At 66.5% G+C, this 24236-nt stretch carries 23 protein-coding genes; 10 read left to right on the forward strand and 13 right to left on the reverse strand.

Annotated elements, in window-relative coordinates:
- The first annotated feature begins 231 nt into the window (after window positions 1-231).
- From U1839_RS12345 to speD, 8 genes are read left to right on the forward strand one after another with little or no spacing between them, the layout of a single operon-like run.
- Complete coding sequence (locus U1839_RS12345) at window positions 232-1206, forward strand: SPFH domain-containing protein (protein WP_332803924.1); 975 nt, start codon at window positions 232-234, stop codon at window positions 1204-1206.
- Window positions 1207-1210: 4 nt separating this feature from the next.
- Complete coding sequence (locus U1839_RS12350; protein WP_332803925.1) at window positions 1211-1879, forward strand: DUF4178 domain-containing protein; 669 nt, start codon at window positions 1211-1213, stop codon at window positions 1877-1879.
- Complete coding sequence (locus tag U1839_RS12355; RefSeq protein WP_332803926.1) at window positions 1876-3177, forward strand: DUF4178 domain-containing protein; 1302 nt, start codon at window positions 1876-1878, stop codon at window positions 3175-3177. Before U1839_RS12350 ends, U1839_RS12355 begins: the two co-directional genes overlap by 4 nt.
- A gap of 3 nt (window positions 3178-3180) precedes the next feature.
- The gene (locus U1839_RS12360) at window positions 3181-3327 is read left to right on the forward strand and encodes a hypothetical protein (protein WP_281127073.1); all 147 of its coding nucleotides are present in this window, start codon (window positions 3181-3183) and stop codon (window positions 3325-3327) included.
- 10 nt (window positions 3328-3337) lie between these two features.
- Window positions 3338-3547: a DUF350 domain-containing protein gene (locus U1839_RS12365; RefSeq protein WP_281127072.1), complete on the forward strand. Its 210-nt coding sequence runs from the start codon at window positions 3338-3340 to the stop codon at window positions 3545-3547.
- Complete coding sequence (locus U1839_RS12370) at window positions 3540-5063, forward strand: polyamine aminopropyltransferase (RefSeq protein WP_332803927.1); 1524 nt, start codon at window positions 3540-3542, stop codon at window positions 5061-5063. Before U1839_RS12365 ends, U1839_RS12370 begins: the two co-directional genes overlap by 8 nt.
- Window positions 5064-5086: 23 nt before the next feature.
- The gene (locus U1839_RS12375) at window positions 5087-6688 is read left to right on the forward strand and encodes an FAD-dependent oxidoreductase (RefSeq protein ID WP_332803928.1); all 1602 of its coding nucleotides are present in this window, start codon (window positions 5087-5089) and stop codon (window positions 6686-6688) included.
- A 9-nt stretch (window positions 6689-6697) separates the two neighbouring features.
- The gene (speD, locus tag U1839_RS12380; RefSeq protein ID WP_332803929.1) at window positions 6698-7069 is read left to right on the forward strand and encodes an adenosylmethionine decarboxylase; all 372 of its coding nucleotides are present in this window, start codon (window positions 6698-6700) and stop codon (window positions 7067-7069) included.
- Between the two features lie 519 nt (window positions 7070-7588).
- On the opposite strand, the gene U1839_RS12385 is transcribed toward speD, so the two are convergent.
- From U1839_RS12385 to U1839_RS12405, 5 genes are all read right to left on the reverse strand, one after another.
- A complete protein-coding gene (locus tag U1839_RS12385) occupies window positions 7589-7903 on the reverse strand; it encodes a hypothetical protein (RefSeq protein WP_332803930.1) in 315 nt (104 codons plus the stop codon).
- Between the two features lie 307 nt (window positions 7904-8210).
- Entirely contained in the window at window positions 8211-9923 is a 1713-nt protein-coding gene (locus tag U1839_RS12390) for a tetratricopeptide repeat protein (protein ID WP_332803931.1), read from the reverse strand.
- Window positions 9924-10011: 88 nt separating this feature from the next.
- Window positions 10012-11883 (reverse strand): CHASE4 domain-containing protein, encoded by a 1872-nt coding sequence (locus U1839_RS12395; protein WP_332803932.1) that lies wholly within the window; start codon window positions 11881-11883, stop codon window positions 10012-10014.
- Complete coding sequence (locus tag U1839_RS12400; protein ID WP_332803933.1) at window positions 11883-13778, reverse strand: putative bifunctional diguanylate cyclase/phosphodiesterase; 1896 nt, start codon at window positions 13776-13778, stop codon at window positions 11883-11885. The genes U1839_RS12395 and U1839_RS12400 overlap by 1 nt, the downstream gene beginning before the upstream one ends.
- Window positions 13779-13844: 66 nt before the next feature.
- Window positions 13845-14759, reverse strand: a complete 915-nt coding sequence (locus tag U1839_RS12405; protein WP_332803934.1) for an ROK family protein — start codon at window positions 14757-14759, stop codon at window positions 13845-13847.
- A 127-nt stretch (window positions 14760-14886) separates the two neighbouring features.
- Between U1839_RS12405 and U1839_RS12410 the strand changes: the two genes are divergently transcribed.
- Entirely contained in the window at window positions 14887-16461 is a 1575-nt protein-coding gene (locus U1839_RS12410; RefSeq protein WP_332803935.1) for an eCIS core domain-containing protein, read from the forward strand.
- Window positions 16462-16477: 16 nt separating this feature from the next.
- On the opposite strand, the gene glmS is transcribed toward U1839_RS12410, so the two are convergent.
- From glmS to U1839_RS12450, 8 genes are all read right to left on the reverse strand, one after another.
- Entirely contained in the window at window positions 16478-18301 is a 1824-nt protein-coding gene (gene glmS, locus U1839_RS12415) for a glutamine--fructose-6-phosphate transaminase (isomerizing) (protein WP_332803936.1), read from the reverse strand.
- A 15-nt stretch (window positions 18302-18316) separates the two neighbouring features.
- The gene (locus tag U1839_RS12420; RefSeq protein WP_332803937.1) at window positions 18317-18682 is read right to left on the reverse strand and encodes a type II toxin-antitoxin system VapC family toxin; all 366 of its coding nucleotides are present in this window, start codon (window positions 18680-18682) and stop codon (window positions 18317-18319) included.
- Entirely contained in the window at window positions 18679-18918 is a 240-nt protein-coding gene (locus tag U1839_RS12425) for a ribbon-helix-helix protein, CopG family (protein ID WP_332803938.1), read from the reverse strand. Before U1839_RS12425 ends, U1839_RS12420 begins: the two co-directional genes overlap by 4 nt.
- Before the next feature lie 30 nt (window positions 18919-18948).
- The gene (gene glmU / locus U1839_RS12430) at window positions 18949-20310 is read right to left on the reverse strand and encodes a bifunctional UDP-N-acetylglucosamine diphosphorylase/glucosamine-1-phosphate N-acetyltransferase GlmU (protein WP_332804016.1); all 1362 of its coding nucleotides are present in this window, start codon (window positions 20308-20310) and stop codon (window positions 18949-18951) included.
- 82 nt (window positions 20311-20392) lie between these two features.
- Window positions 20393-21394 (reverse strand): nucleotidyltransferase domain-containing protein, encoded by a 1002-nt coding sequence (locus U1839_RS12435; RefSeq protein WP_332803939.1) that lies wholly within the window; start codon window positions 21392-21394, stop codon window positions 20393-20395.
- On the reverse strand, window positions 21379-22233 hold the full coding sequence (locus tag U1839_RS12440; RefSeq protein ID WP_332803940.1) for an HprK-related kinase A: 855 nt from the start codon (window positions 22231-22233) through the stop codon (window positions 21379-21381). Before U1839_RS12440 ends, U1839_RS12435 begins: the two co-directional genes overlap by 16 nt.
- Complete coding sequence (locus U1839_RS12445) at window positions 22230-22505, reverse strand: HPr-rel-A system PqqD family peptide chaperone (RefSeq protein ID WP_332803941.1); 276 nt, start codon at window positions 22503-22505, stop codon at window positions 22230-22232. Before U1839_RS12445 ends, U1839_RS12440 begins: the two co-directional genes overlap by 4 nt.
- A gap of 7 nt (window positions 22506-22512) precedes the next feature.
- The gene (locus U1839_RS12450; RefSeq protein WP_332803942.1) at window positions 22513-22917 is read right to left on the reverse strand and encodes a hypothetical protein; all 405 of its coding nucleotides are present in this window, start codon (window positions 22915-22917) and stop codon (window positions 22513-22515) included.
- Between the two features lie 80 nt (window positions 22918-22997).
- On the opposite strand from U1839_RS12450, the gene U1839_RS12455 reads away from it, so the two are divergent.
- Entirely contained in the window at window positions 22998-24224 is a 1227-nt protein-coding gene (locus U1839_RS12455) for an ATP-binding protein (protein WP_332803943.1), read from the forward strand.
- Window positions 24225-24236 lie beyond the last annotated feature (12 nt).

Consider the following 24236-nt stretch of genomic DNA (forward strand, 5'->3'; position numbering starts at 1 on the left):
AAATTGAATTGCGGCGACAGGTGCAATGGCCAACAAACTCTACCGAAATGATCCACTCCAGAGCAGCCAAAGGCGCCGTCCCTCCGTCAGCCTCAGCGCCGCCAAGCGTTAAGCCGCGCCATCGCCGCACAATACCCCTCAAATAAAACGGCCCCCGCAGCTTTTTCCCTTCCGGTCCCCACACCGAACCGCCTAGGATCGCAGGCAACGCGATAGCCGGGAGTGACGCGCATGGGATTGCTCGATTTTCTGTCCAAGCAGTTCGTCAATGTCATCGACTGGACCGAACAGCCCGGCGAGCTGGCGATCCGTTATCCGATGCGCGACCGCGAGATCAGCAACGGCACGCAACTGACCGTGCGCGAGGGGCAGACGGCGTTCTTCCACAATGAGGGGCAGATCGCCGATGCGTTCAAGCCGGGCCAGTACCGGCTGGAGACGGGCAATCTGCCGGTGCTGACCGCGCTGATGAACTGGGACAAGGGCTTTGCCTCGCCGTTCAAGTCCGACGTCTATTTCTACACCACCAAGGAACAGCTCGCGCTGAAATGGGGCACGACGCAGCCGATCACAGTGCGCGACAAGGAATTCGGCCCGCTGCGGATCCGTGCCTTTGGCAGCTATTCGTTCCGGATCGAGGATCTGGCGGTGTTTTCGGTCAAGCTGATGGGCACGCTGGAGCGGCTGACGGTCGCCGATGTCGAGCCGCAGCTGCGCGGCGCGATCGCCACCGCGCTGGCATCGGCGCTGGGCAAGGGCGAGACGGCGTTCGTCGACCTCGCCGGCGACCAGGCGGCGCTGTCGGCGCGGCTGCTCGCGGCGGTGCAGCCGGCCTTCGCGCAATGGGGGCTGGCATGCACGAGCTTCCAGGTCGAGAGCCTGTCGCTGCCGGAAGGCGTGCAGGAGCATCTCGACAAGGGCAGCTCGATGCGCGTGCTCGGCGATGTCGATCGCTACATCCGCTTCCAGACCGCCGAGGCGATCGACACCGCGGCGGCGCAGCCCGGCGGCATGGCCGGGATCGGCGCGGGCGCGGCGGCGGGTGCGGCGATCGCGGCGGGCATGACGGGCGGCCAGGCCGGCGGCGCACCGGCCGAGGACCCGTACCAGCAGATCCAGAAGCTGCACGCGCTGATGACCGCCGGCGCGATCACCCAGGCCGAGTTCGACGCGAAGAAGGCAGTGCTGCTGGCCAAGATCGGCTGACCGCATGCTCGATGCGCATTGCCCCAATTGCGGCGCGGCGATCCGCTTCCGCTCCGCAAACCTGCCGGTGAAGGTGTGCGACTATTGCCGCAGCGCGATCGTGCGCTCGGGCGACCATCTCCAGGCGATGGGACGCATCGCCGAGGTGCCGGAAGACGTCAGCCCGCTGCAGATCGGCAGCCGCGGGGAGGACGAGGGCATCAGCTTCGAACTGATCGGGCGGGTGCGCTGGCGCTGGAGTGGCGGCGGCTGGAACGAGTGGCTGGCGTTGCGCGCCGACGGCAGCACGGCGTGGATCGGCGAGGCAATGGGCCGCTTCATGGTGCTGTACGAAGCGAAGCCGGGCCAGGGCAACGCCGTGATGCGCCGGTTGCGCGAGGACAAGGAGGTGATCGTCGGCACGGCCAGTACGATTGCCGGCACCGACTATGTCGTCACCGACGTGAAGGAAGCCGTGTGCGCCGGCAGCGCGGGCGAATTGCCGTTCAGCGCGCCACTCGGCCTGACGATCCGCAGCATCGACCTGATGGCGCGCGACGGGCGGTGCGCGAGCATCCAGAAGGATCGCGGCGAGGTGACCGCTTATAGCGGGCGCTACGCGTCGCTCGCCGATCTGCGCGCGAGCAATTTGCGGTCGTTCGATGGCTGGCCGATGCCCGGCTTCGCGGCATGACCGCGTCGGCCTCCACCGTCCGCGCGCTGTCGTGCCCGCAATGCGGCGGCGTGATCGCGTTGCGCGCTGCGGGGGCGAGCGTGTCGCTGATCTGCGAACATTGCGGTTCGACGCTCGACGCGACCGACCCGGAACTCGCGGTCATCGCAAAGGCCAGCGCAGCGATGCAGCGCCCCGAGATTGCGCTCGGCACGCGCGCGACGTTGCGCGGCGAGCAATGGGAAGTGGTCGGTTTTCTCGAACGCTCGGACGGCGAGATCCGCTGGTCCGAATATCTGCTGTTCAATCCCTATGCCGGATACGCCTTCCTGGTCGACGACGGACGGCGCTTCAGCCTCGGCCGGCTGCTCGACCGGATGCCCAATGCGAGTTGGGCCGGGCTCGACCTCGACGGGTTGGCGCTGGAGCGGTTCGGCAGCGAATACAGTGCCTGGGTGACCTTCGTGGTCGGCGAATTCTACTGGCGCGTCGAAGTGCAGGAGCAGGTGCGGATCGTCGATTATGTCCGGCCGGGCGTGATGCTGTCATACGAAAAGGCCGACAGCGAGCGGACCTGGACGCGGCTAGACCTGCTCGACTGGGGCGAGGCGGAAGCGGCGTTCGGTATCGAGGCGCGCAGCAAGCATGGCGGCACGCCGGCACCGCATGAGCCCTCGCCGTGGCGCGAGCGGCTGGTCGAGGCACTGATCATCGGGACGGTGGCGATCGTCACGCTGCTGATCGTTGCGCTGATGGCGGGATCGACCGAGCGCGTGGCGGCCCATACGGCGGTGGCGATGCTCGATGGCGGCACACAGACCACCGTGATCCACGACATCGTCCTGCCGCGCGCGCGCAACCGCGTGGTCATCGCAGCGGAGGCCGGCGGGTTGTCGAACAGCTGGGTCGACATCGACTATTCGCTGGTCGAGCAGAAGACGCAGGAGAATTACGACGCCAGCGCGCTGGCCGAACATTATAGCGGCACCGACAGCGACGGTTATTGGAGCGAGGGCGACACGACGCCGACGGCGACGCTGTCAAGCATTCCGGCGGGGCGTTACGACCTCGTGATCGAGACAAGCGGGAAGCGCTGGATCAGTCCGAACCAGTCGCCGGCGAGTTTCTGGAACACCACGCTCGCCCCGCCCGAACCGACCCCGGTGAGCATCGGCTTCGTGGTCAGCCGCGGCGGCATCTTCGGTGGCAATCTGCTGTTGTGCCTGTTGCTGATCGCGGCATGGCCGGCGGTGCTGGCATTGCTCCATCTCAATTTCGAAAGTCGCCGCAAGGCGTCGATCGCCAGCACGGAGGACTGAACGATGATCCGCCATGTTCTGCTCTACGGCATCTTCTCCATCGCGGTGGTCGGGCTGTTCATCCTGACCGCCGCCGACGGATATTCGCCTTTCTCGACCGGCGGCGCGCGCACCGTCTCCCATGGCTTTTACGGCCCGACCCACAAGTGAAGGACTGACCATGCTCAGCACCACCGTCCTGCTGGCCACGCTGCTTTATGCCGGCATCGGCCTCGCCATCTTCGTCATCGGTTTCTGGCTGTGGGACCGGCTGACCCCGGTCAATCTGTGGCGCCAGATCTGCGAGGAAAAGAATGTCGCGCTGGCGATCTTCGCCGGGTCGATCGCGCTGTCGCTGGCGATGATCATTTCGGCGGCCATTCATGGCTGAACCAACAGACGGCACGTCGCGCCTCGGCGCGGCGTTGCTCGTCTCGGCCTTCGTCGTTTCGACCTGCGGCCTGATCTACGAACTGCTTGCCGGCACGCTAGCGAGTTACCTGCTCGGCGACAGCGTCACGCAATTTTCGACCATCATCGGCAGCTATCTGTTCGCGATGGGCGTCGGTTCATGGTGCTCGCGTTATCTCAAGCGCAACGAACTGGCGCTGTTCGTGCGCGTCGAGATCCTGATCGCGGCGATCGGCGGCGCCTCGGCGGCGATCCTGTTCCTGCTGTTCGACCGCGTCGAGGACTTCCGCATCCCGCTCTACGGCCTCGTGCTGGCGATCGGCGCGCTGGTCGGGCTCGAAATCCCGCTGCTGATGCGCATCCTCAAGGACCGGCTCGAGTTCAGCGACCTGATCTCAAAGGTGCTGACCTTCGACTATATCGGCGCGCTGGCGGCGTCGCTGCTGTTCCCGCTGTTGCTCGTGCCGCATCTCGGGCTGATCCGCACCGGATTGCTGTTCGGGCTGGCCAATGTCGGCGTCGCGATCGCGGTGATCGTGATGCTGCCGGGGCACAGGCGGCTGCGCGGCGAACTGGTCGCCGCGATCATCGTCGCGGTCGTGCTGGCGGCGGGCTTCGCCGCGTCGGAGCAGATCGAACGCACCGCCGAGGTCGCCGCCTATGGCGACCCGATCCTTTATGCCGCCTCGACGCCCTATCAGCGGATCGTGATCACCAAGCGCGCCGACGATTTGCGACTGTTCCTCAACGGCAACCTGCAATTCTCGTCGCGCGACGAATATCGCTATCACGAGGCGCTGGTGCATCCGGTGCTGAGCCGCGTCGCCGCGCCGCGCGACGTGCTGGTGCTGGGCGGCGGCGACGGGCTGGCGGTGCGCGAGATCCTCAAATATCCCAGTATCGCCTCGGTGACGTTGGTCGATCTCGACCCGGCGATGACCAGCCTGTTCCGCCACACAGCGATGCTGACCGCGCTCAATCATGGATCGCTGCTGTCGCCCAAGGTGCATGTCATCACCGCCGATGCGTTCCGCTGGCTGCGGACCAACCGGCGGCGCTTCGACGCTGTGCTGGTCGATTTTCCCGATCCGACCAACTTCGCGATCGGCAAGCTCTATACCGTCAGCTTCTATCGCGAGCTCGCCCGCGCGCTGGCGCCGGGCGCGGTGGTCAGCGTGCAGAGCACCTCGCCACTGGTCGCGCCGCGCGCCTATTGGACGGTCGCGACGACGCTGGAGGCGGCCGGGCTGACGACGCGCGGCTACCATGTCTACGTGCCGAGCTTCGGCGAATGGGGTTTCGTGATGGCCTCCAATCGCGCGATTCCGCCGCCGGGCGCCCTCCCCGCCGGGCTGCGCTTCCTCAACAAGCAGAGCGATGCGCTCGCCTTCTTCTTTCCGCCCGACATGGCGCGGCGGGCGACGCCGGTGAACCGGCTCGACAATCAGGCGCTCGTGCGCGAGTTCGAGGCCGAATGGGCGGTGTTCGAAGGCTGATGGGCGTTTCGCGGCGTACCCTGGTGGCCGGATCGATCGCCGGGGCGACCGCGCTCGGCGCCGGCGCGATTGCGCTGCGTGGGAGCGACGACGAGGCCATCCCCGGCACGCTGGGCGGCGCAGACTTCACGCGCGGGCACAAGCTGCGCGGCGACACGCCCTTCCCTGCCCCGACGCGAGAGATTCGCACCCGCATCGCGATCATCGGTGGCGGCGTGGCGGGGCTGTCGGCGGCCTGGGCGCTGGCCGATGCCGGGGTGAGCGACTTCCGCCTGCTCGAACTCGAGGACCGCACCGGCGGCAATGCCCGCGCCGGGCGCAACGCCGTTTCGGCCTATCCGCTCGGCGCGCATTATCTGCCGATCCCCAATGCCGAGGCGAAGGGCGTGATCCGGCTGCTCGAACAGCTCGGCATCGTCACCGGCTGGCAGGACGGCAAGCCGCTGTTCGATCCCTATCAGATCGTCGCCGATCCCGATGAGCGCCTGTTGCATCTCGGCAAGTGGCAGGAGGGGCTGGTCCCGGCGACGGGGCTCGACGCGACCGATCGCGCCGACCTGGCGGCGTTCTTCGCGGCGATGGCGCGGTTCCGCGACCGGCGCGACGCGGACGGAAGGCCGGCCTTCGCCATTCCGATGGCGTTGAGCGCGCGCGATGCCGACCTGCTGGCGCTCGACCGGATCAGCTTTGCCGCGTGGCTCGATGCGCAGGGCTGGCATTCGCCGGTGCTGCGCGGGCATGTGCGTTATGCCTGTCGCGACGATTATGGCACCGAGCCGGGCGAGGTCTCGGCCTGGGCGGGGATCCATTATTTCGCCAGCCGGCGCGGCGCGGCGGCCAATGCCGCGCCCGATGCGGTGCTGACCTGGCCCGAGGGTAATGGCCATCTGGTCGGGCGGATGGCGGCGCGGCTGCGGGCGCAGCTCGACTGCGCGCAGTTGGTCCACCGCGTCGAGGCGCGCGACGGCGGGGTGACAATCGACACGCTCGATGCGCGCAGCGGCGAGGCGGTGCGGGTGACGGCGGACAGCGCGATCCTCGCGACGCCGCACTTCGTCACCGCGCGGCTGGTGGCCGGGCGGGGAAGCCACGGCGACTTCGGCTATGCGCCGTGGGTCGTCGCCGCGGTCACGGTCGATCGCCTGCCCGGCGGCCCCGGCGCGGCGGTGGCGTGGGACAATGTGTCGTGGACCAGCGCGTCGCTGGGTTATGTCGTCGACACGCACCAGTCGCTAGACGCGGTGCCCGGCGCGACCGTGCTGAGCTGGTATATGCCGCCGTCCGACATGGCCCCGGCGGCAGCGCGGCGGCTGTTGCTCGACCGGCCGCTGGCGCAGTGGCAGCAGATCGTGCGCGACGATGTGCTGGGCATGAACCCGGATCTGGCCGGTGCGATCCGCCGCATCGATGTGTGGCGCTGGGGCCATGCGATGATCCGCCCCGTTCCCGGCTTCTTCTTCAGCGGGGCGCGCGAAGCCGCCGCGGTGCCGCAACCGCCGCTGTTCTTCGCGCACTCCGACCTGAGCGGCCTGTCGCTGTTCGAGGAGGCGCATTATCGCGGCACGCGCGCGGCGGAGGAGGCCATGGCGCATCTCGGCATTCCGCATCGCAGTGTCTTGATTTAGGGGCATCGGGTGGATTTTGACGGCACCCATCTGCTCGCCGATCTGTTCGGCTGTACCGGGCTCGACGATGTCGCGCGGATCGAGCGCGCGCTGCGCGCGGGCGTCGTGGCGGCGGGCGCGACGTTGCTCGACCTGAAGCTGCACAGCTTCGGGCCAGAGCAGGGCGTGACCGGCGTCGCCTTGCTCGCCGAATCGCATATCTCGATCCACACTTGGCCCGAGCGCGATTATGCGGCGATCGACATCTTCCTGTGCGGCGGACGGGACCATATTGATGCAGCGCTGGCGGCGATCGTCGCGGGGCTGGAGGCGCATACCGTCCAGCAACAGCAGATCGCGCGCGGTTATCGCGCGGCCGTGCTCGCGCCGGTAAGCCGATAGCGCTGACCGCAACCGGCGTGCCCCGCTAGGCCGCCAGTTCCGCCCCGGCCGCCTCGGCCAGCGCCAGCGCCAGCGCCAGCGTCAGGATCGCCACTTGCGCCTGTTCTGCCTGTTCTTCCTGCTCATTATTTTTTCGCCGCTGTTACGTTGGAGGCATCGCGCGGCAATGTCGTTTGATTGCAACGACGTGGTACGCCCCTGTGTTGGCGCTGTATTTCCAACTTAACAGGCCCGGAGCAGGTCGGCCGAACAGGCGGGAACAGGACCTGTTCCGGGCAATAACAGGTGCGGCGCCGCCACGCTGTGCGGGCGACGATTTTCGCATGATCGACGATGAGAAGGACCGACGCGATGGTGCACGAGCGCGGGCTCATAGCAGGGCGTGGCGTGGGGGTGAATCAGGGCGCTGCGCGGACGCGGTCGCGTGATTATGGGATTCGATGCAAATGCGCGAGCGCTCGGCTCGGAGATAAATGCAGTGTCACCGGAATCGGCCACCGGAATCGACATCGACCCTAGTCAATTACGTTTTAATGCAAAAACTGTCGTTGCATTTTTATCGAATGGTACAATGTACCCTTCACCTATAGTGATCTCATCCTCGGAGATCGCATCAAGATCAAGTGCTAAACCGAAATCTCCCGAATATGAAAAAAATTCGGTTGAAATATCGCTGCATATTTCGCAATCTTCTTGAGATTGTTTAAACAACCTGAATCTAATAACCCATTTTTCTTGAACTTTATCTAATATTACATTACAGAAGTTTTCATTTGTGTTTCCAACTGTGGCTTTTAATAAAGCCAATGTTAATAAATCCCACTCGTCACACACACAAGAAGCCTTCATTGTTTCGACATTTTTATCGGATTCACCGGCATGATACTTATACTAGTTGTGCATTTTACCTTATAGCTTTTTATGACGTATGATCTCTGTGGCCAATAACGTGCCTACCCTGACGCAGACCGATCTTCGTGCCTATGACAATTACGGGCAATTACGGTGCCAGGCAATTACGACAATTACGGAAATTACGGTGCCAGGTGCAGAAACCCCTAAATAGCTAAATACACGACATCGAGACGCGCTCTTGATAACTTCGGCGTCACAAGACCAATAGCTTTCTGTGCGTAAACGGTCAGAACGCCGATGCCGCCAGCCTCATGTCCGCATGCCCCCACGCCGCAGTGTAACGCCGCCGTGCCGCGCTTGCCTCGGCCTTGCGGCCCTGCGCGGCGAGCGCCTGGGACAGGCCGAACAATGCCCAGCCATTTTCGGGATTGCGCGCCAGATCGTCGCGATAGACCTGTGCAGCCTCCGCCGGTTTGCCCGTGTGCAGCAGCGCCACGCCGATCAGATGGCGCACAGGGAAGAATTCGTCCGACGGCTCGTCATAATCGAGCGCGTCTTCGGCGGCGACGGCCTGGCGTAGCAGCGCAATGCCATCGGCAGCCTGGCCCCGCGCCAGCGCGATCCGCGCGCGCGCCTTGAGCGCAGCGATGCGATAGGCGGCGACGCCGCTGTTCATGCCCGCCATCTGCCCGGCCGGCGTCGCCTTGATCGCGGCGTCGAGCTGGTCGGCCACGGCGCTCGCTTCATCGAGCCGGCCCTTGACCGCCAGCGCGGTCGCCTTCGCTTCGAGATAGGCGACGTTCAGCCCGATCACCTTGGGGTTGGGCGCGGGTTCGTGCAGGATCTCGTCCCACAGGCCGAAGCGTATCATCGCGGTGTAGAGCGCGCCGACATACCAGTCGACGCCGCCCATGCCGGCGAGCATGTCGTCGCTGAGCGCAGCGCGCGACTTGCGCAGCGCATCGATGGTTTCGGCGCGACGCCCCTCCATCGCCGCGGCAAAGGCGAGGAACTGGTAATTGTGCGCGGTATACATCGGGTAATAGTCGATCGGCTGGACCTGCGCATAATAAGCGATGTCGGCCGCCGCGCCCTTGCGATTGGCCTCGGCCGATTCCTCGTAGCGCCCGACGCGCTGCAGGATGTGCGACGGCATGTGCACCAGATGCCCGGCGGCCGGCATCATCGCGCGCAGCCGATAGGCCGAGGCCAGCGCACGCCCGGGTTGCTTCGACGCCTCGACGGCGTGGATGTAATAATGATTGGCGCCGGGATGGCCGGGATTGCGCGCGAGCACGCGTTCGAGCGTGGCGACGATCTCGGTCGTGCCGGGCGCCGGCGTGCCGTCGGCGCGCCACAGTTTCCACGGCGTGATGTTCATCAGCGCCTCGGCATACATCGTCTGGATGTCGTCATCGGCGGGAAAGCGCCGCGCGGCATCGCGCATCGCGCCGACATAGGCAGCAAGCAGCGGCGCCTCGTTCGTGGGATCGAGCGGGGTCGGGCCGGCATAGCGACGGCCGAGCGCGGCGATCAGCGCCTGTTCTGCCGGGCTAGCCTGCGGAGCGAGCGCCCTGGCCTTGCCGAGCGCGTCCCACGCCACGCGCGCGCGGGGTTCGGCCATCATCGGCATGTTGTAGTTCGGCCCGAGCGCCAGCCCGAGCCCCCAGAAGCACAGCGCGCAGTGCGGATCGAGCTCGCTGGCCCGTGCGAAGGAGCGCGCCGCCTCGTCATGGTTGAACGCCCAGAGCAGCCGCATGCCCTGATCGAAATAGCGCTGCGCGTCCGGGACGGCCGTCGCGATCGGGCGGTGAAAGCTGCCGAGCCCGTCGAACAGCCGCGCGCCTTTGGCCCAATCAGCGATGCTCTGCGGAAAGGCGGGGGTCGCCGGGGTGTCCGCCATGCCCGGCATGGCGGACATCGGCGCCGATTGCGCGGTGGCGACGCCCGGCGCGGTCATCACCAGAAATATGAGAAAGGTCGTCGAACGCCGCATCATGACGTGCCCCCAACGGCGAGATCGCCGCAGGGGCGGGATAAACCCGTTACGTGCCCGACTCAATCACGCTGAGTGCTGCTCATCCTTCTCAAGCCGCCAATTCCGCCCCGGCCGCCTCGGCCAGCGCGAGCGTGAGGATCGCGACGGCGCCCCTGCCCTTGCCTTCGCTTTCGAGCCGCATGTCGCCGTGCATCGCGCCCATCGAATTGGCGCACCAGTGCAGGCCGAGCCCGCCGGACTTGTGCGCGCGGGTCGAGAAGCCGCGCTGGAACAGTTCCGGCATCTGGTCGGGCGCGAAGCCCTCGCCATCGTCGCGGATCGCGATCAGCGCCCGCCCGGCGCGCTCCTCGATCGACACCGAGATGCTGCCGCTCTGCGATCCGGTCGCGGCGATTGCTTCGGCCGCGTTGGAAAAGATATTGCCGATCACCTGGCTGAGAATGACGCGGCTGGCCATCACCAGGCAGGGCCGCGACGGGAAGCTGAAGGCGATCGACACCCCGCCGGCATAGCGCGCGATGGTCGCATTGCGCGCGATAATGTCGGTGACGTCGCAGATAGCGAGCTCGGGCCGCTCATGCGCCGCCTGCTGCTGCCCGCCGATGATGTCGAGCACCTGGCTCATCGCCTCGCGGCCAACGCGCAACTGCTCACGCCTCGTCTCGCGGTCGCGCGCCTCGGCCTCGGCGGCGGCGGTGATAAAGGCGAGCAGCTTGGCGCGGCGTGGCGCGGGCAGATCGTCACGCGCCAGTTCGGCCATGGCGCGATCGAGAATCGCCTGATCGACCGGCGCCGGCTGGGCGATTCCCTGGCTGAGGATCGTGCTGATCGGATTGAGCGCGTTGCGGACATTGTGCATCACCGCAACGGCACTCTCGCTGCGGCCGAGCGCAAAGCTCTGCACCTCGACCTGCTCGCGCAGGTCCTTCAACTGGCGCAGCATCGAATTGAAGCTGCGGCCGAGCGAACCGATCTCGTCCTGCCGCGCTTCTTCGTCGAGCAGGCCGAGCGCGCCCGACGCGCGCACCGTCTGCATATGGCTTTCGACGCGGGCGAGCGGGCGCAACACCTGGCGATCGATCATGCGGCGCAGGAAGACCAGCACGAGCAGCAACAACAGCGTCGATCCGGCGGCGGCGAGCAGCAGCATGCGCCGGCCAAGCGTCGAGACATCGCGCGGCACGCTGAACGCCGCGCTGGCGACGGCGTGACCATCGGCGCCACGGATCGGCACCGCGATCCGCATCGTCGAGCGGCCGGGGGTGATGGCGTCGCTATCGGCGGCGCGGTCGAGATCGAGCCGGGCGGCGAGTTGCAGCAGGTCGGACAATTGCCGCGAGCTGATCTGGCGCGCCATCAGCACCAGCCCGCGCGGCGCGCCGGTACCATCGCTGCGCCGCACCTGCGCGACGCCGACCGCGGCGACGATGGGCCCGAGCCTGACGAAGAAATGCGCCGAATTGCGGCCCTTCAACACATGCGCGAAATCGGTTCGGCCGATCTGCGCGACGAAGGCGCGACGCAGCGCGTCATTGTCGGCATCGGCGGCGAGGTCGCGCCAGCGCGCGATGACGATGTGCCCGTCGGTGCCGACATAGGCCATGCCGTTGACGTCGAGATTGGCCATGGCGAGCGTCGAGAAGCTCTCGCGCTCGAAGGTCGCGGTCTGGTGCGCCATGTAATCATAGCTGGCATTCCAGTCGCCATAGTCGCGCACCGCGCTTTCGACCTTGCTGGCATATTCGCCCAGTGCTGCGCGCGTCCGCTCGACATGCCCATCGACCGAGCGCGCCTCGAGCTGGTTGAAGCTCGGCGTAATGACGCTGGCGAGCAGCAGCGTGATGGCGATCGCCCCCGCCACCCCGACGGCGGTCAGGATCAGGACGAGCTTCGCGCCGAGCGAGCGGGGATAGCGCAGCGCCGCGAACCGGCGCGACGCGGCGCGGACAGGCCGCGCCATCAACCGTGCGTCCCGTTACCCGCCTCTTCGTCGGACACCGGCACCGCGCTCGACGGATCGACCATGAAGCGCCGATGCGCGATCTCGACCGCGATTTCGGGCGCGACGGGGCGCGAAAAATAATAGCCCTGGAGGTGCGAGCAGCCGGCGACCCGCAACGCCTGCAGCTGCGCCTCGGTCTCGACGCCCTCAGCGATCACCCCGAGGCCCAGTGCGCGGCCGAGATGGATGATCGAATGGACGATCGCCGCACTCTCGCGCTCGCGGCCCATGCCGTCGATGAAGCTGCGGTCGATCTTGAGGCTGTCGAGCGCGAACTTGCGGATATTGTAGAGGCTCGAATAGCCGGTGCCGAAATCGTCGAGCGCAATGCGGAAGCCCATCTGGCGCAGCTTGTAGAGCGTCTCGGCGGCGCGATCGGCATCGTCGAAGATCGCCGTCTCGGTGATCTCGATCTGGACCCGGCTGGGCTCGACCCCGCCGCGCTGGACGCATTCGAGCACATGGCCGACGAAATTCTGCCGGCGGAACTGACGCGGCGAGAAATTGACCGAGACATATTGCCCCGGCCAGTCCTTGAGCACCGCCAAAGACTGTTCGAGCACCCAGTCGCCAAGCTCGTGGATGAGGTTCGATTCCTCCGCGATCGGGATGAACATCGCCGGGCTGACGGGGCCGAATTCGTCGGTATTCCAGCGCACCAGCGCCTCGAAGCCGACGACCTCGAGTGCATCGCGCGCGACGATCGGCTGATAGACCAGGCTGAGCTCGCCGCGTTCGATCGCCTGCGACAGCCCGCCCTCGATGCGGCGGCGGAAGCGGATCGATTCGTCCATGCTCTCGTCGAACACGCGGATCATGCCGCGACCATTTTGCTTGGCGTCGTTGAGCGCGAGATCGGCACGGCGCATCAGATCGCCCGGGTCGCACTCGATCCCGGCCGGGGCATAGACGAAGCCGAGCGACGAGGCGGTCTCGACCGGATGGCCGAAGATGCGAAGGTGCGTCGAGCAGCCGAACAGGATGCGCTCGCACGCCATGCCTGCTGCTTCCTCGCCAGGCGATTCGAACAGGATGCCGAATTCGTCGCCGCCGAGCCGCGCGACCATTCCGCCTTCGGGCGCCGATTGCTCAAGCAGCGCGCAGACCTGCCGGATCAGCTCGTCGCCGGCGAGATGGCCGAGCGTATCGTTGACGAGCTTGAAACGATCGAGATCGAGCATCGCGGTGGCAAAGCCGCTCTGGCCCCGCGCGCGATCGGTCAATGCGCGGAGGAAGGCGAGACGGTTCGGCGCTTCGGTCAGTGAATCGTGCGTGGCGATGTGCATCGCCCGGCTTTCATTGGCGGCGAGCTCGGCGCCCTGCTCCTCCAGCTGGACGATCTGCGCGGCGAGCGCGGCACGCGCTTCTGCCAGCTGGCGGTCGACCTGCCAGCGATGCGTCAGCGCCGCCGCCATCTGGGTGACCTCGGCGACTTCGAACGGCTTGGCGATGTAGAAGATCTTGTCGGCCGGGCCGGCTGCCTTGCTGATCTCGATCGGCGAGAAGTCGGAAAAGCCCGTGACCATGACGAGGTTGATGTCGGGATCGAGCGCGCGAATGCGTGTTGCTGTCTCCTTGCCGTCGATCCCCGGCGGCATGCGCACGTCGATGAAGGCGACCGCGAACGGATCGCCGTCGGCAATCGCCTTCGCTACGGCCGCCACGCCGTCGAGACCTTGCATGGCGTGGGTCAAGGCAAAGTTCGGAGCGTCTTCGCGCACTACCGGTGCGTCATCGAACAGTTCGGCCGCCATCGCATCGAGCAGCGCACCGTCGCCGCTGCCCGCCGGCGCGAAGCAGCGCCGGTAGGAATCGTGCATGCCTGGTTCGTCGTCGACGATGAGAATTCGCATGTCGTGTACCGCCGTGGCTCGTCATTGGGGCACGTCAGCCCGTTGCCATGGCGTAAGCGGATGCGGTTAAGGCGTCGTAAACGCTGTTCGATCGATCAATGCCTGGCTACCCAGGACGACCGCTCCCAACGGCCCCGCATTGCCGCCCAGGGCGGCCGGCACGACGAAGCTCTCTATCGGCCCGATATCGCCGGTCGCGCCATAGCCGCCAAGGCTGTCGACGAGCTTGTCGCGGATGAGAGGGAAGAGATGCGGCATGCCGACCATGACGCCGCCACCCATTACGATACGGCGCGGGATGCCGGTCAGTACCAGCATATGACAAAGTTGGGCGAGGGTATGCGCGACGCCGTCCCATAGGGGATCATCTCCGACGAGTTCGTCGCCATCGCGACCGGCCCGTGCGCGGATCGCGGTACCGGAGGCGAGGCCCTCGACGCAATCGCCATGAAAACTGCAACTGCCCGGCCAATCGTCGCCGCGCAGCCGCACGGTGCGGACGTGACCGAGCTCGGGATGGGTCAGCCCGTTGGTCGGCTTGCCACCCAGAACCAGCCCGACGCCGACACCCGTGCCGACGGTAACATAGGCGTGATCGGCGACATCCCGCGCGGCGCCCCAGCGCCCCTCGCCCAAGGCGGCCCCGGCCACGTCGCTGTTGAAGCCGGTCGGCACGCCGGCGAACGCCGCGAGGCGGCGCGCGACATCGGTATGCGACCAACCCGGCTTGGTCGTGGCCGTGATCGCGCCATAATCCGCCGCAGCGACATCGATCGAGACGGGGCCGAAACTGGCGATGCCCAGCGCGTCATAGCCATGCCAGCGCGCGAGCACCGCTTCGATCGTCGCCAGCGTCTCCGCGGGTGTCGTGGTCGCGATGCGGATCTCGTCACGGATATCATCCGGGCCAGTGGCGAGGATAAGATTGCACTTGGTGCCGCCGAGCTCGACGCCGGCGACGAGAGGAAGGGAAGCGGCCATGCCGCGCTATCGGTCGCACGGGGCGGCGCTGTCAACGCCGGGCGATTTCGCGCAGCGCCCGGCAATCGCACCGAAACGACAGCGATCTCCTCATGACGCCCGACACGCGGAATGATAGCTTTTCACCATGAGCCAACGCCCGCACCAGCAGCGACCGCGCGCGACACGCGATGCCGCACACGCCCAGCCCGCCACGACTGGCCCGACCGGCACGTCACTGACGGCATTGTCTGCCGTGCTGAACGCAGCGCCGACGGTGCAGCGGCTGACGTCGCTGGCGACCAACCGCACCGGCCTGCCCGACCCGCTAAAGGCAGGCGTCGAGGCGATGTCGGGCGTGGCGATGGACCATGTCCGCGTGCATCGTAATTCGACCAAGCCAGCCCAGCTCAACGCCCATGCCTATGCGCAAGGGTCCGACATCCACCTCGCGCCCGGCCAGGAAAAACATCTGCCGCATGAGGCATGGCATGTCGTGCAACAGGCACAGGGGCGCGTGAAGCCGACGATGCAGATGAAAGCTGGCGTCCCGATCAACGACGACACCGCGCTGGAAGAGGAAGCGACGACGATGGGCGAGCGCGCGGCGGCGATGCCGGCGCAGCGCATGACCGAGGAGGAGGACCAGACGCTGACGAAAGCGCCGGCCGGAAGCGCGATGGAAGCCGCGCAACGCGCCGTCATCGTTGGCGGCATCAGCTACACGCACGCCTCACGCAACATGAACAGCCTGTTCAACGACGTCGTGGCGCCTGTCTTCGAGAAAGCGGGCTTCAAGATGTACGGCCTGAAGTCGCAACTCGTCGCGTTCGTAAAGGAGTATCGCGAGACCGAGGAAGAATTCGCAAGCGACAAAGCGTTTGTCGATGCATTCTATCAGTGCGTAAAGGACAAGACGCGAAAAACCCGGGGTGCACCGACACCCGTGCTCAAGAAATTCGATGTTTCCTCACTGTCACGCCCCAAATGGCCGACCGATTACAAGACCAAGCTCAATGTCCAGATCGGCGACAATATCCGCCATGTCGTGCGCAACGCGACGCTGAAGCGTGCGCTGGTCGTCGAGAAGCAAAGGTTGCAGCATCTGTCGATCGACCAGCAGAAGCGCCATTTCTCGCAAATGGCGGGGGCGCTGGGCGCCCCGATCACGGAGGAATCGACGATCGACGTTGTCATCCGGGCGATCTACAAAAAGCTCTACCTCAACGAAACCAACCTCTTCGCCGGAGACGGCCCGACCAACCAGATCATCGGGTTCGCCTCGGATCCGATCCGCGCACTGGGCGCGGAACTGCTCGGCATGGACGGCGATGTCAGCGTGCTGGATGTGGACAAGCGCATCTCAGAGGCGCTGTTCGCCGCGATGGAGAAGGTCAGGGCCGATAGCGGCTACAAGCAGCTCATCGTCAACGACATACAGATAATCGTACAGGACGCACTTCACTCGCTCATCGCGGCCAATGAAGGCAAGGAGGGCGAGGCACGACTGATGGTGCCCGCCGAAGTCGTCGGCGATCTCGTCGATGACATGGGCCTGAATTTCGGTTTCGATCTGATCGACGGGCGCCGCGATGAAAACAGCGAGGGTATCGGCGAACGCCAGGCGCGGTTGATAAAGGTCGAACAAGCGCTTCAAATATTCAACGCGAGCAAGGGACAGGGGCAGGATCTGACCGCGATCTTCAAAGCTTTCCTGACATAGGCGCGCGGGCCCCCGCTCACTCCACCGTCACGGACTTCGCCAGATTTCGCGGCTGATCGACATCGGTGCCCTTGGCCACCGCGACATGATAGGCCAGCAACTGCACCGGCACGGCATAGACCAAGGGTGCGATCAGCGGATGGACCTTGGGCATGGTGATCGTCGCCATACAGCCCTCACCCGCCGCCTGGATGCCGTCATAGTCGGAGATCAACACGACCTTGCCGCCGCGCGCCTGCACCTCCTGCATATTCGACACGGTCTTGTCGAACAGCGGCCCCGACGGGGCGATGACGATGACCGGGACATTCTCGTCGATCAGCGCGATCGGGCCGTGCTTCATCTCGCCCGCCGCATAACCTTCGGCGTGGATGTAGCTGATTTCCTTGAGTTTCAAGGCTCCTTCCAGCGCCAGCGGATAATCCGTGCCACGGCCGAGATAAAGCACATCGCGCGCGCTGGCGATGGTGTGCGCCATCGCCTCGATCGCCTCGTCATAGGCCAGCGCGCCGTTGAGCGCGGCGGGCGCCTCGGAGAGGTGTTTGACGATCGCCTTTTCCTCGGCCGGCGACAATTTGCCCTTGGCGCGCGCGAGATTGGCGGCGAGCGCGGCGAGAACGGCAAGCTGGCAGGTAAAGGCCTTGGTCGAGGCGACGCCGATTTCGGGCCCGGCATGCGTCGGCAGTAACAGGTCCGCCTCGCGCGCCATAGAACTGGTCGGCACGTTGACGACCACCGCGATGGTCTGCCCCTCGGCGCGCGCGTGGCGCAGCGCGGCGAGCGTGTCGGCGGTCTCGCCCGACTGGCTGATGAACAACGCAAGGCCGCCCTCCTCCATCACCGGCTCGCGATAGCGGAATTCTGACGCGACATCGAGATCGACCGGCACGCGGGCGAACTGCTCGAACCAGTATTTGGCGACCATGCCGGCATAGAAGCTGGTGCCGCAGGCGACGATGGTGACGCGCTTGATCGTCGAGAGATCGAATTCGGGGATCGGCAGCGTGACGCGCTCTTCCATGCGCTGGAGATAGGAGCGCAGCGTCTGCGCGACGACGATCGGCTGCTCGTAAATCTCCTTGAGCATATAGTGGCGATGATTGCCCTTGGAGACGAGCTCGCCGGTGACGCCCGAGATGGTGATCGGCCGCTCGACGGGATTGTTGTCGCGGTCGAATATCTGCGCGCCGTCATGCGTGATGACGACCCAGTCGCCCTCTTCGAGATAGCAGATGCGCTGGGTGAGCGGCGCGAGCGCGAGCGCGTCGGAGCCGAGATAGGTCTCGCCGTCGCCATAGCCGACCACGAGCGGCGAGCCGAGCCGCGCGCCGATCAGCAATTCGGGATGCTGGCGGAACAGGATGGCGAGCGCAAAGGCGCCGTGCAACCGCGGCAGCACCTCGGCGACGGCCTCGGCCGGTGCCATGCCGGCCTCGACCTTCTCGCTGACCAGATGGGCGACGACTTCGGTGTCGGTCTCGCTGGTGAACTTGCGGCCGCGCGCGATGAGTTCGTCGCGCAGCGGCTTGAAGTTCTCGATGATGCCGTTGTGGACCAGCGCGACCTCGCCCGTGGCATGCGGGTGCGCGTTGTTGGTGGTCGGGCCGCCATGCGTCGCCCAGCGCGTATGGGCGATGCCGACCATGCCCGGCAGGGGCGAGTCGGCGATGACCTTGACGAGGTTGATGAGCTTGCCCGAGGCGCGGCGCCGGTCGATTTCGCCGTCATGGACCGTGGCGATGCCGGCCGAATCATAACCGCGATATTCGAGCCGCTTGAGCCCGTCGAGCAGGCGATCGGTGACTTCTTCCTTGCCGACGATTCCAACGATTCCGCACATGTCAGGTCTCTCGAACTAGAGGGTATAGGGGACGCGGATGCCAGGCATATTGGCCGGGAAATCCCTGGTGTTGCGGGTGACGAGGATTGCGCCATTCACCTGGGCCGTGGCGAAGATCATGGCATCGAGCAATTTCATCCGCAGGCGATACCGGATATCCGCGGCAAGCCGCGCGGTACGCTCATCGAGTTCCACGACTTCGAACGGCTGGAGCAACGCGCGAACCTCCTCACGCGTTTCAGCGGTCTCGCCGGCGAGCAGCTCGGTCCAGACGATCCGGCTGATCCGATGCCTGCGATAGCGGCTGAGTTCCGCGATCGCAGGCGGGCGATCGAAAAGCCAGTCGATCAGGATATTGGTGTCGAAGAATGGGTCGCTCACGCCGATCCGCCGTCGTCGCGATCCTTACGCATCGCGCGTTGATATTCGATGGCGTCGCCGATGTCGTGGCGACCCTTCCAATAGCCGGCACCGCGGGCGATCCAGTCCTTGCCGGCTTCGGCGCGAAACGCCGATATCGCCTCACGCACCATCGACGCGCGCGACTTTCCCCGCTCGGCAGCAACCCGGTCGAGCCATTTGATGTCGTCGTCTGGAACATCGATCAACGTACGCATGATATCGCGATATCATATCGCGATATCATGTCAAGCGGCCGGCTTGGCCTTCTTCGCCGCCATCACCTCGCGGAAGCGCTTGGCACGACCGGGCCGCGCTTCCTGCTTGCCGCGCGCAATGGCCAGCGCGTCGGCTTCCACATCGGCCGTGATGACCGAGCCGGCGCCGACGATCGCCCCGGCGCCGATCGTCACCGGCGCGACCAGCGCGGAATTGGAGCCGATGAACGCACCTTCGCCGATCACCGTGCGATATTTGAAGAAACCGTCATAATTGCAGGTGATCGTCCCGGCGCCGATATTCGCGCCGGCGCCGATTTCGGCATCGCCGAGATAACTCAGATGATTGGCTTTGGCGCCCTTGCCGAGCACCGCCTTCTTCATCTCGACGAAATTGCCGATCTTGGACTTCTCGCCCATCACCGCGCCGGGCCGCAGCCGCGCGAACGGACCGATCTCGGCGCCCGCGCCGACGGTCGCGCCCTCGATATGGCTGAAGGCGTGGATCGTCGCACCGTCGGCGATGCTGACGCCGGGGCCGAAAAAGACATTGGGCTCGATCGTCACATCGCGGCCGATCTGCGTGTCCCAGGCGAACCACACGGTTTCCGGCGCGATCAGCGTGGCGCCGGCGTCCATCGCCTGGTTGCGCCGCGCCGTCTGCCAGCGTGCCTCGGCATAAGCGAGGTCGGCGCGGCTGTTGATGCCGATTACCTCGTCGGCGTCGGTTTCGACGACCACGGCGCGGTCGCCATCGGCCAAAGCGAGCATGACGATGTCGGGCAGATAATATTCGCCGGCGGCATTGTCGTTGCCGACCCGCGCGAGCAGCGGCCAGAGATCGGCGGCGCGGACGGCGGTTACGCCAGAATTGCACAGGTTGACCGCGCGCTCCGCCGGCGAGGCATCCTTGTATTCGACCATCTTGGTGATCGCGCCATCATCGTCGGCGAGGATGCGGCCATAGGCTTTTGCATCAGGCGGGCGGAAACCGAGCACCGCGACACGCGGCGCGTCGTCGGCTCCAAGACGCGCCGCCATCGCGGCGATGGTATGCGGCGAGAGGAACGGCGTGTCGCCAAAGCAGACGATCGCGACGCCCTCGAACCCGGCCAGTGCCTCACGCGCCTGCAGCGCGGCATGCGCGGTGCCGAGTTGCTCGGCCTGCAGCGCGGTCGTGACGCCCAGCCCGGCAACGGCGGCCTCGATCTGCTCGCGGCCCTTGCCGACGACGACGACGCGCTCGGTCGCACCGGCACGGTCGACGCTGTCGATCAGGTGGAGCAGCATCGCGCGCCCGGCGATGGGATGCAGGACCTTGTGGAGGTCGGACTTCATGCGGGTGCCCTGCCCGGCGGCAAGAATGATCGCGGCGATCGATGCGCTTTCCATCACCCTGCCCTGCCACGACGTGCGCGCCAACGCCATAGCGACCGGCGCCCGAGGCGGCCGCGCCAGCGCATTTTTCGGTCCGCTAAGCGCCCCGCTCCCGACGCCATTTGGTCCATAAATGCCGCGCCAGCATCATCGGCGGCATGCGCAACCAGTGCGAGCGCATGTAGAAGGCCAGCCGCGTCACGGGTCGCGTCGCCCTGCCCCAGCCATCGCGCGCAGTGACGCGGCGCAGATAGAGACGATCGCCAAGGGTCAGCGCCGCTCGATCACCGTAAAGCGCGGCGGCAAGCCGCACGGCACAGGCAACTTCGCGCCGCAAACCATGATGTGCCGCACGCGCTTCGAGCCCTTGCGTCCCGAACTGCGCGACCAGGCAATGAACGTCCCAAAGATTGCGCATCCCGCCCGCCAGATCGCCATCGGCGAAGAGGTGCGCGGCGGCATGAACGAGCATGTCGTTGGGGGCGAGCACGCGGACGCCGGGCGCGATCTCGACACTGTCGGCGAGCAAGGCGGCGGCGTCCGGCGTAATCCGCGCGGTGAGCGGCAGGATCGTGTGGTGGACGTCGATCATCCGGTCGCGGTCGCGGTGGATCAGCGGGGGCAGTTCGTGCATCCAGCGACGATAATAAGCGTCGTCATAGGGATCGGGCTTGACCCATTCCCAGCGAGCCCCGAGCAACGCTGCTTCAACACCGTCAAGCGCCGCGCGCGGCACGAGAATGTCGAGATCGCCGATCGAGCGGCCCTCCCCGGCGCGCAATCCGGCCGCCGCAAAGGCCGAACCCTTGAGCAGCACGACCGGCACGCCGAGCGGCGCCAGCGCGCGGCGCGCCGCCTCGACCTCCCACAACGCCACCACCTGACCCTGCGCGGCGGAAGCCTGGGCATCGGCGAAGATCCGCGCGACATCCGCCGGCACGGCGAGGTCGCCGAGCCGGATGGCGAGTGTGCCGATCATCTGCTCGGCACGGGCGACGGCGATCAGCGTGGTCCAGCCTTCCGCGTCGAGCATCAACGCACTGGGCGGGTCGCGCAGCACGCGGGCGAGCAGCCAGCCGTCGCTCACAGCGCGGCCCACAGCTTTTCGACCTGCGCCGCCGCGCTGTCGGTATCGGGATAATCGATAGCGCGCGCCGGCACGGATTTCACCAGCTGCGTCAGCGCGGAGAAGCCGCGCTCGCCGAGCGCGACGTAATTGGTCGAGGCCTGGGTAAGGCGGACGAACACCTCGCTCGGCGGCACGGCGCGTTCGGCCGCTTCGAAGCCGTAGCTCGGAAACAACAGCAAGGCAGGCGCCACGGGTGTCGCCATCGCCGCCACCGCGGCAGCATCTGGCACGAGGTGGCGGATATCGCCCTTGGGGGTGCCGGCGAGCAACGGCCCGAAACGTGCCTCGGGCAACGCGCCCGCCACCACGCCGATCGCCGCATTCTTCAGGCTGACGAGGCGCGGAAAGGCGTGGACCAGCCCGGTTTCGGGATCGATCAGCGCGAACTCGTCGCCCATGAAGCGCCAGCCGCGCGCCGACAGCAACGCCGACAGCGTCGACTTGCCCGCGCCCGACACGCCGGTCATCAGCAGCGCCTTGCCGTCGCGTTCGACCGCCGAGGCATGGAGCAGCAGGTAACGCCGCTGACCGAGCGCCATTTGCAGGTTCATGCCCATTTCCGCCGCGAGCAACCCCTGGTCGAGCGGCAGCGGCGCGGCGTCGGGCAGCATGAAGTCGCCGCCAATCGTCACCGACGGGCGGACGAAGCGCCGCCACGGCCGCACCGGAAACAGCCGCACCGAAAAATCGGGCACCTCGGGTTTGGGATAGCCGGCATATAGGGTTTCGAGCTGCGCGATCGGCGCGCGCCAGGCCGAGCCGACACGGAAGCCGACCGGGCCGATCCTGACCGAAAAGACGTGCTTCATGCCGCCGAGACGAGCCCGCAGGCGACCAGTTCGTCAAGCCGCTCGGCCAGCGCTGCATCGTCGAGATCGGCGAGATCGAAATCGGCCGCCAGGCGTTCGCCCAGCGCCGCGCGCGTCAGGCCCGATTCGCCGAGCGTCGCCATGATCTCCGGCGCGGGCGCGGTGATCAGATGGGTCAGGCCCGAACTGCGATGATAGACCGCGATGAAACTGTCGAGATGGACGATGCGGAGCGCTTCGGCGCGCGCCATGCGATAGAGCGGGTCGGCCAAGCGGACCTCAGCCGCGCGGCATCTGCAACGACGCGAAGCAGGTGAAGCCGCTGGTGCCCGATTGCAGGCGCCGGATATAATTGGTGTAGGCGCGGCTCTGCTCGCCGCTCATCCCCGGCAATTGGCCGCCGGCGAGCGCGTTCTTGACGTCCTCGCCCTTGAGCGGGTGCGCCGAGGCGGGGAATGCGCCGACGGTACCGGACGGCACCAGCGTGCCGTCGGCGCCGATATAGCTGCCGGCGCGGCCGGGATCGGGCACCGGTATCTCGCAATGTGCCATCGAGGCGGCGGTCTGCGCGAGCGCCGGGCGGATCGACACCACCGCAACCGCACCCGTCGCGCCGAGCATCAGCGCCCGACGGCGCGTCGTGCCCGCACCCTGGCCACCCGTCCGCTCACCATCTTTGCTCATCTCCCGAGCCTTTTCACATTCGAAACGGGCTGGCAAGCAAGGCTGGCCGGGTTAACGACGTTTGCGCTAAGGGGCGCGACATGCTCCCGGGATTTTCTCATCGTGTGCTGATCGCGCTCGGCACCGTCGCGCTGGCCGCGGTCGTCGTGCTGGTGACCGGCGGCGACGCGCAATCGATGCTCGTCGCGCTGTTTGGCGGTGTCGCCGCGGTGCTTGTCGTCGCGATCGGCGAATATGGCGATGCGCTCACGCCCGCCCCCGCGGCGCCGGTCATCGCCTCTTCCCCGACGCTCGACGAAATGCTCGACGCGATCGGCGAGCCGGTGCTCGTCGTCGCCGACGGGCGGGTGACGCACAGCAATGCCCCGGCGCGCGAGCTGCTCGGCGGGCATATCGACGGCGAGGATGTGCGCCTCGCCATCCGCCATCCCGGCGCGGCCGAGCGGCTCGCCAACCCGATCGCCGGCGCGCCGCAGGCGCCGGTCGACCTGGTCGGCATCGGCACGCTCGACCAGCGCTGGCAGATGCGCGTCGCGCGCGCCAGCGGCGGGCAGCGCATCGTCCATCTCGTCGACCAGACCGGCAGCTATGCCGCCGAGCGCATGCGCGTCGATTTCGTCGCCAATGCCAGCCATGAGCTGCGCACCCCGCTCGCCTCGATCCTCGGCTATATCGAGACGCTCGGCGACGAACAGGCCGGCGCCGACCCGGTCGTGCGCAACCGTTTCCTCAAGATCATGTTCGACGAGGCGCGGCGCATGCAGCGGCTGGTCCAGGACCTCATCTCGCTGAGCCGGATCGAGGCGGAAAAATATCGCCTGCCCGACCAGCCGGTCGATCTCGCCGCGCTGATCGGCGACGTGCGCGACGAGCTGCAGGATGCGCAGCATGTCCGCACCAACGAAATCGCGCTCGACATCGAGCCCGGCATCGCGCCGGTGACCGGCGACCGCGCGCAGCTGAGCCAAGTGCTGCACAATCTGATCGGCAATGCGATGAAATATGGCGCGCCGGGCACCCCGGTAAGGGTCGCGCTGCACGAGGGCAGCAGCGGAATCATCCGCCTGAGCGTCGCCGACGAGGGCGACGGTATCGCCCCAGAACACATCCCCCGCCTCACCGAACGCTTCTACCGCGTCGACGCCGGACGCAGCCGCGCGGCGGGCGGCACCGGGCTTGGCCTCGCGATCGTCAAGCATGTCGTAGAGCGCCATCGCGGCCGGCTCGACATCGCGAGTACGGTCGGCAAGGGCACGACGGTGTCGATCCTGCTGCCCGCGCATGGGACCACTGTCACAAAATTGTAGCATAACCGTCAC

Source organism: Parasphingomonas halimpatiens, from assembly GCF_036663795.1.
Classification (GTDB): domain Bacteria; phylum Pseudomonadota; class Alphaproteobacteria; order Sphingomonadales; family Sphingomonadaceae; genus Sphingomonas.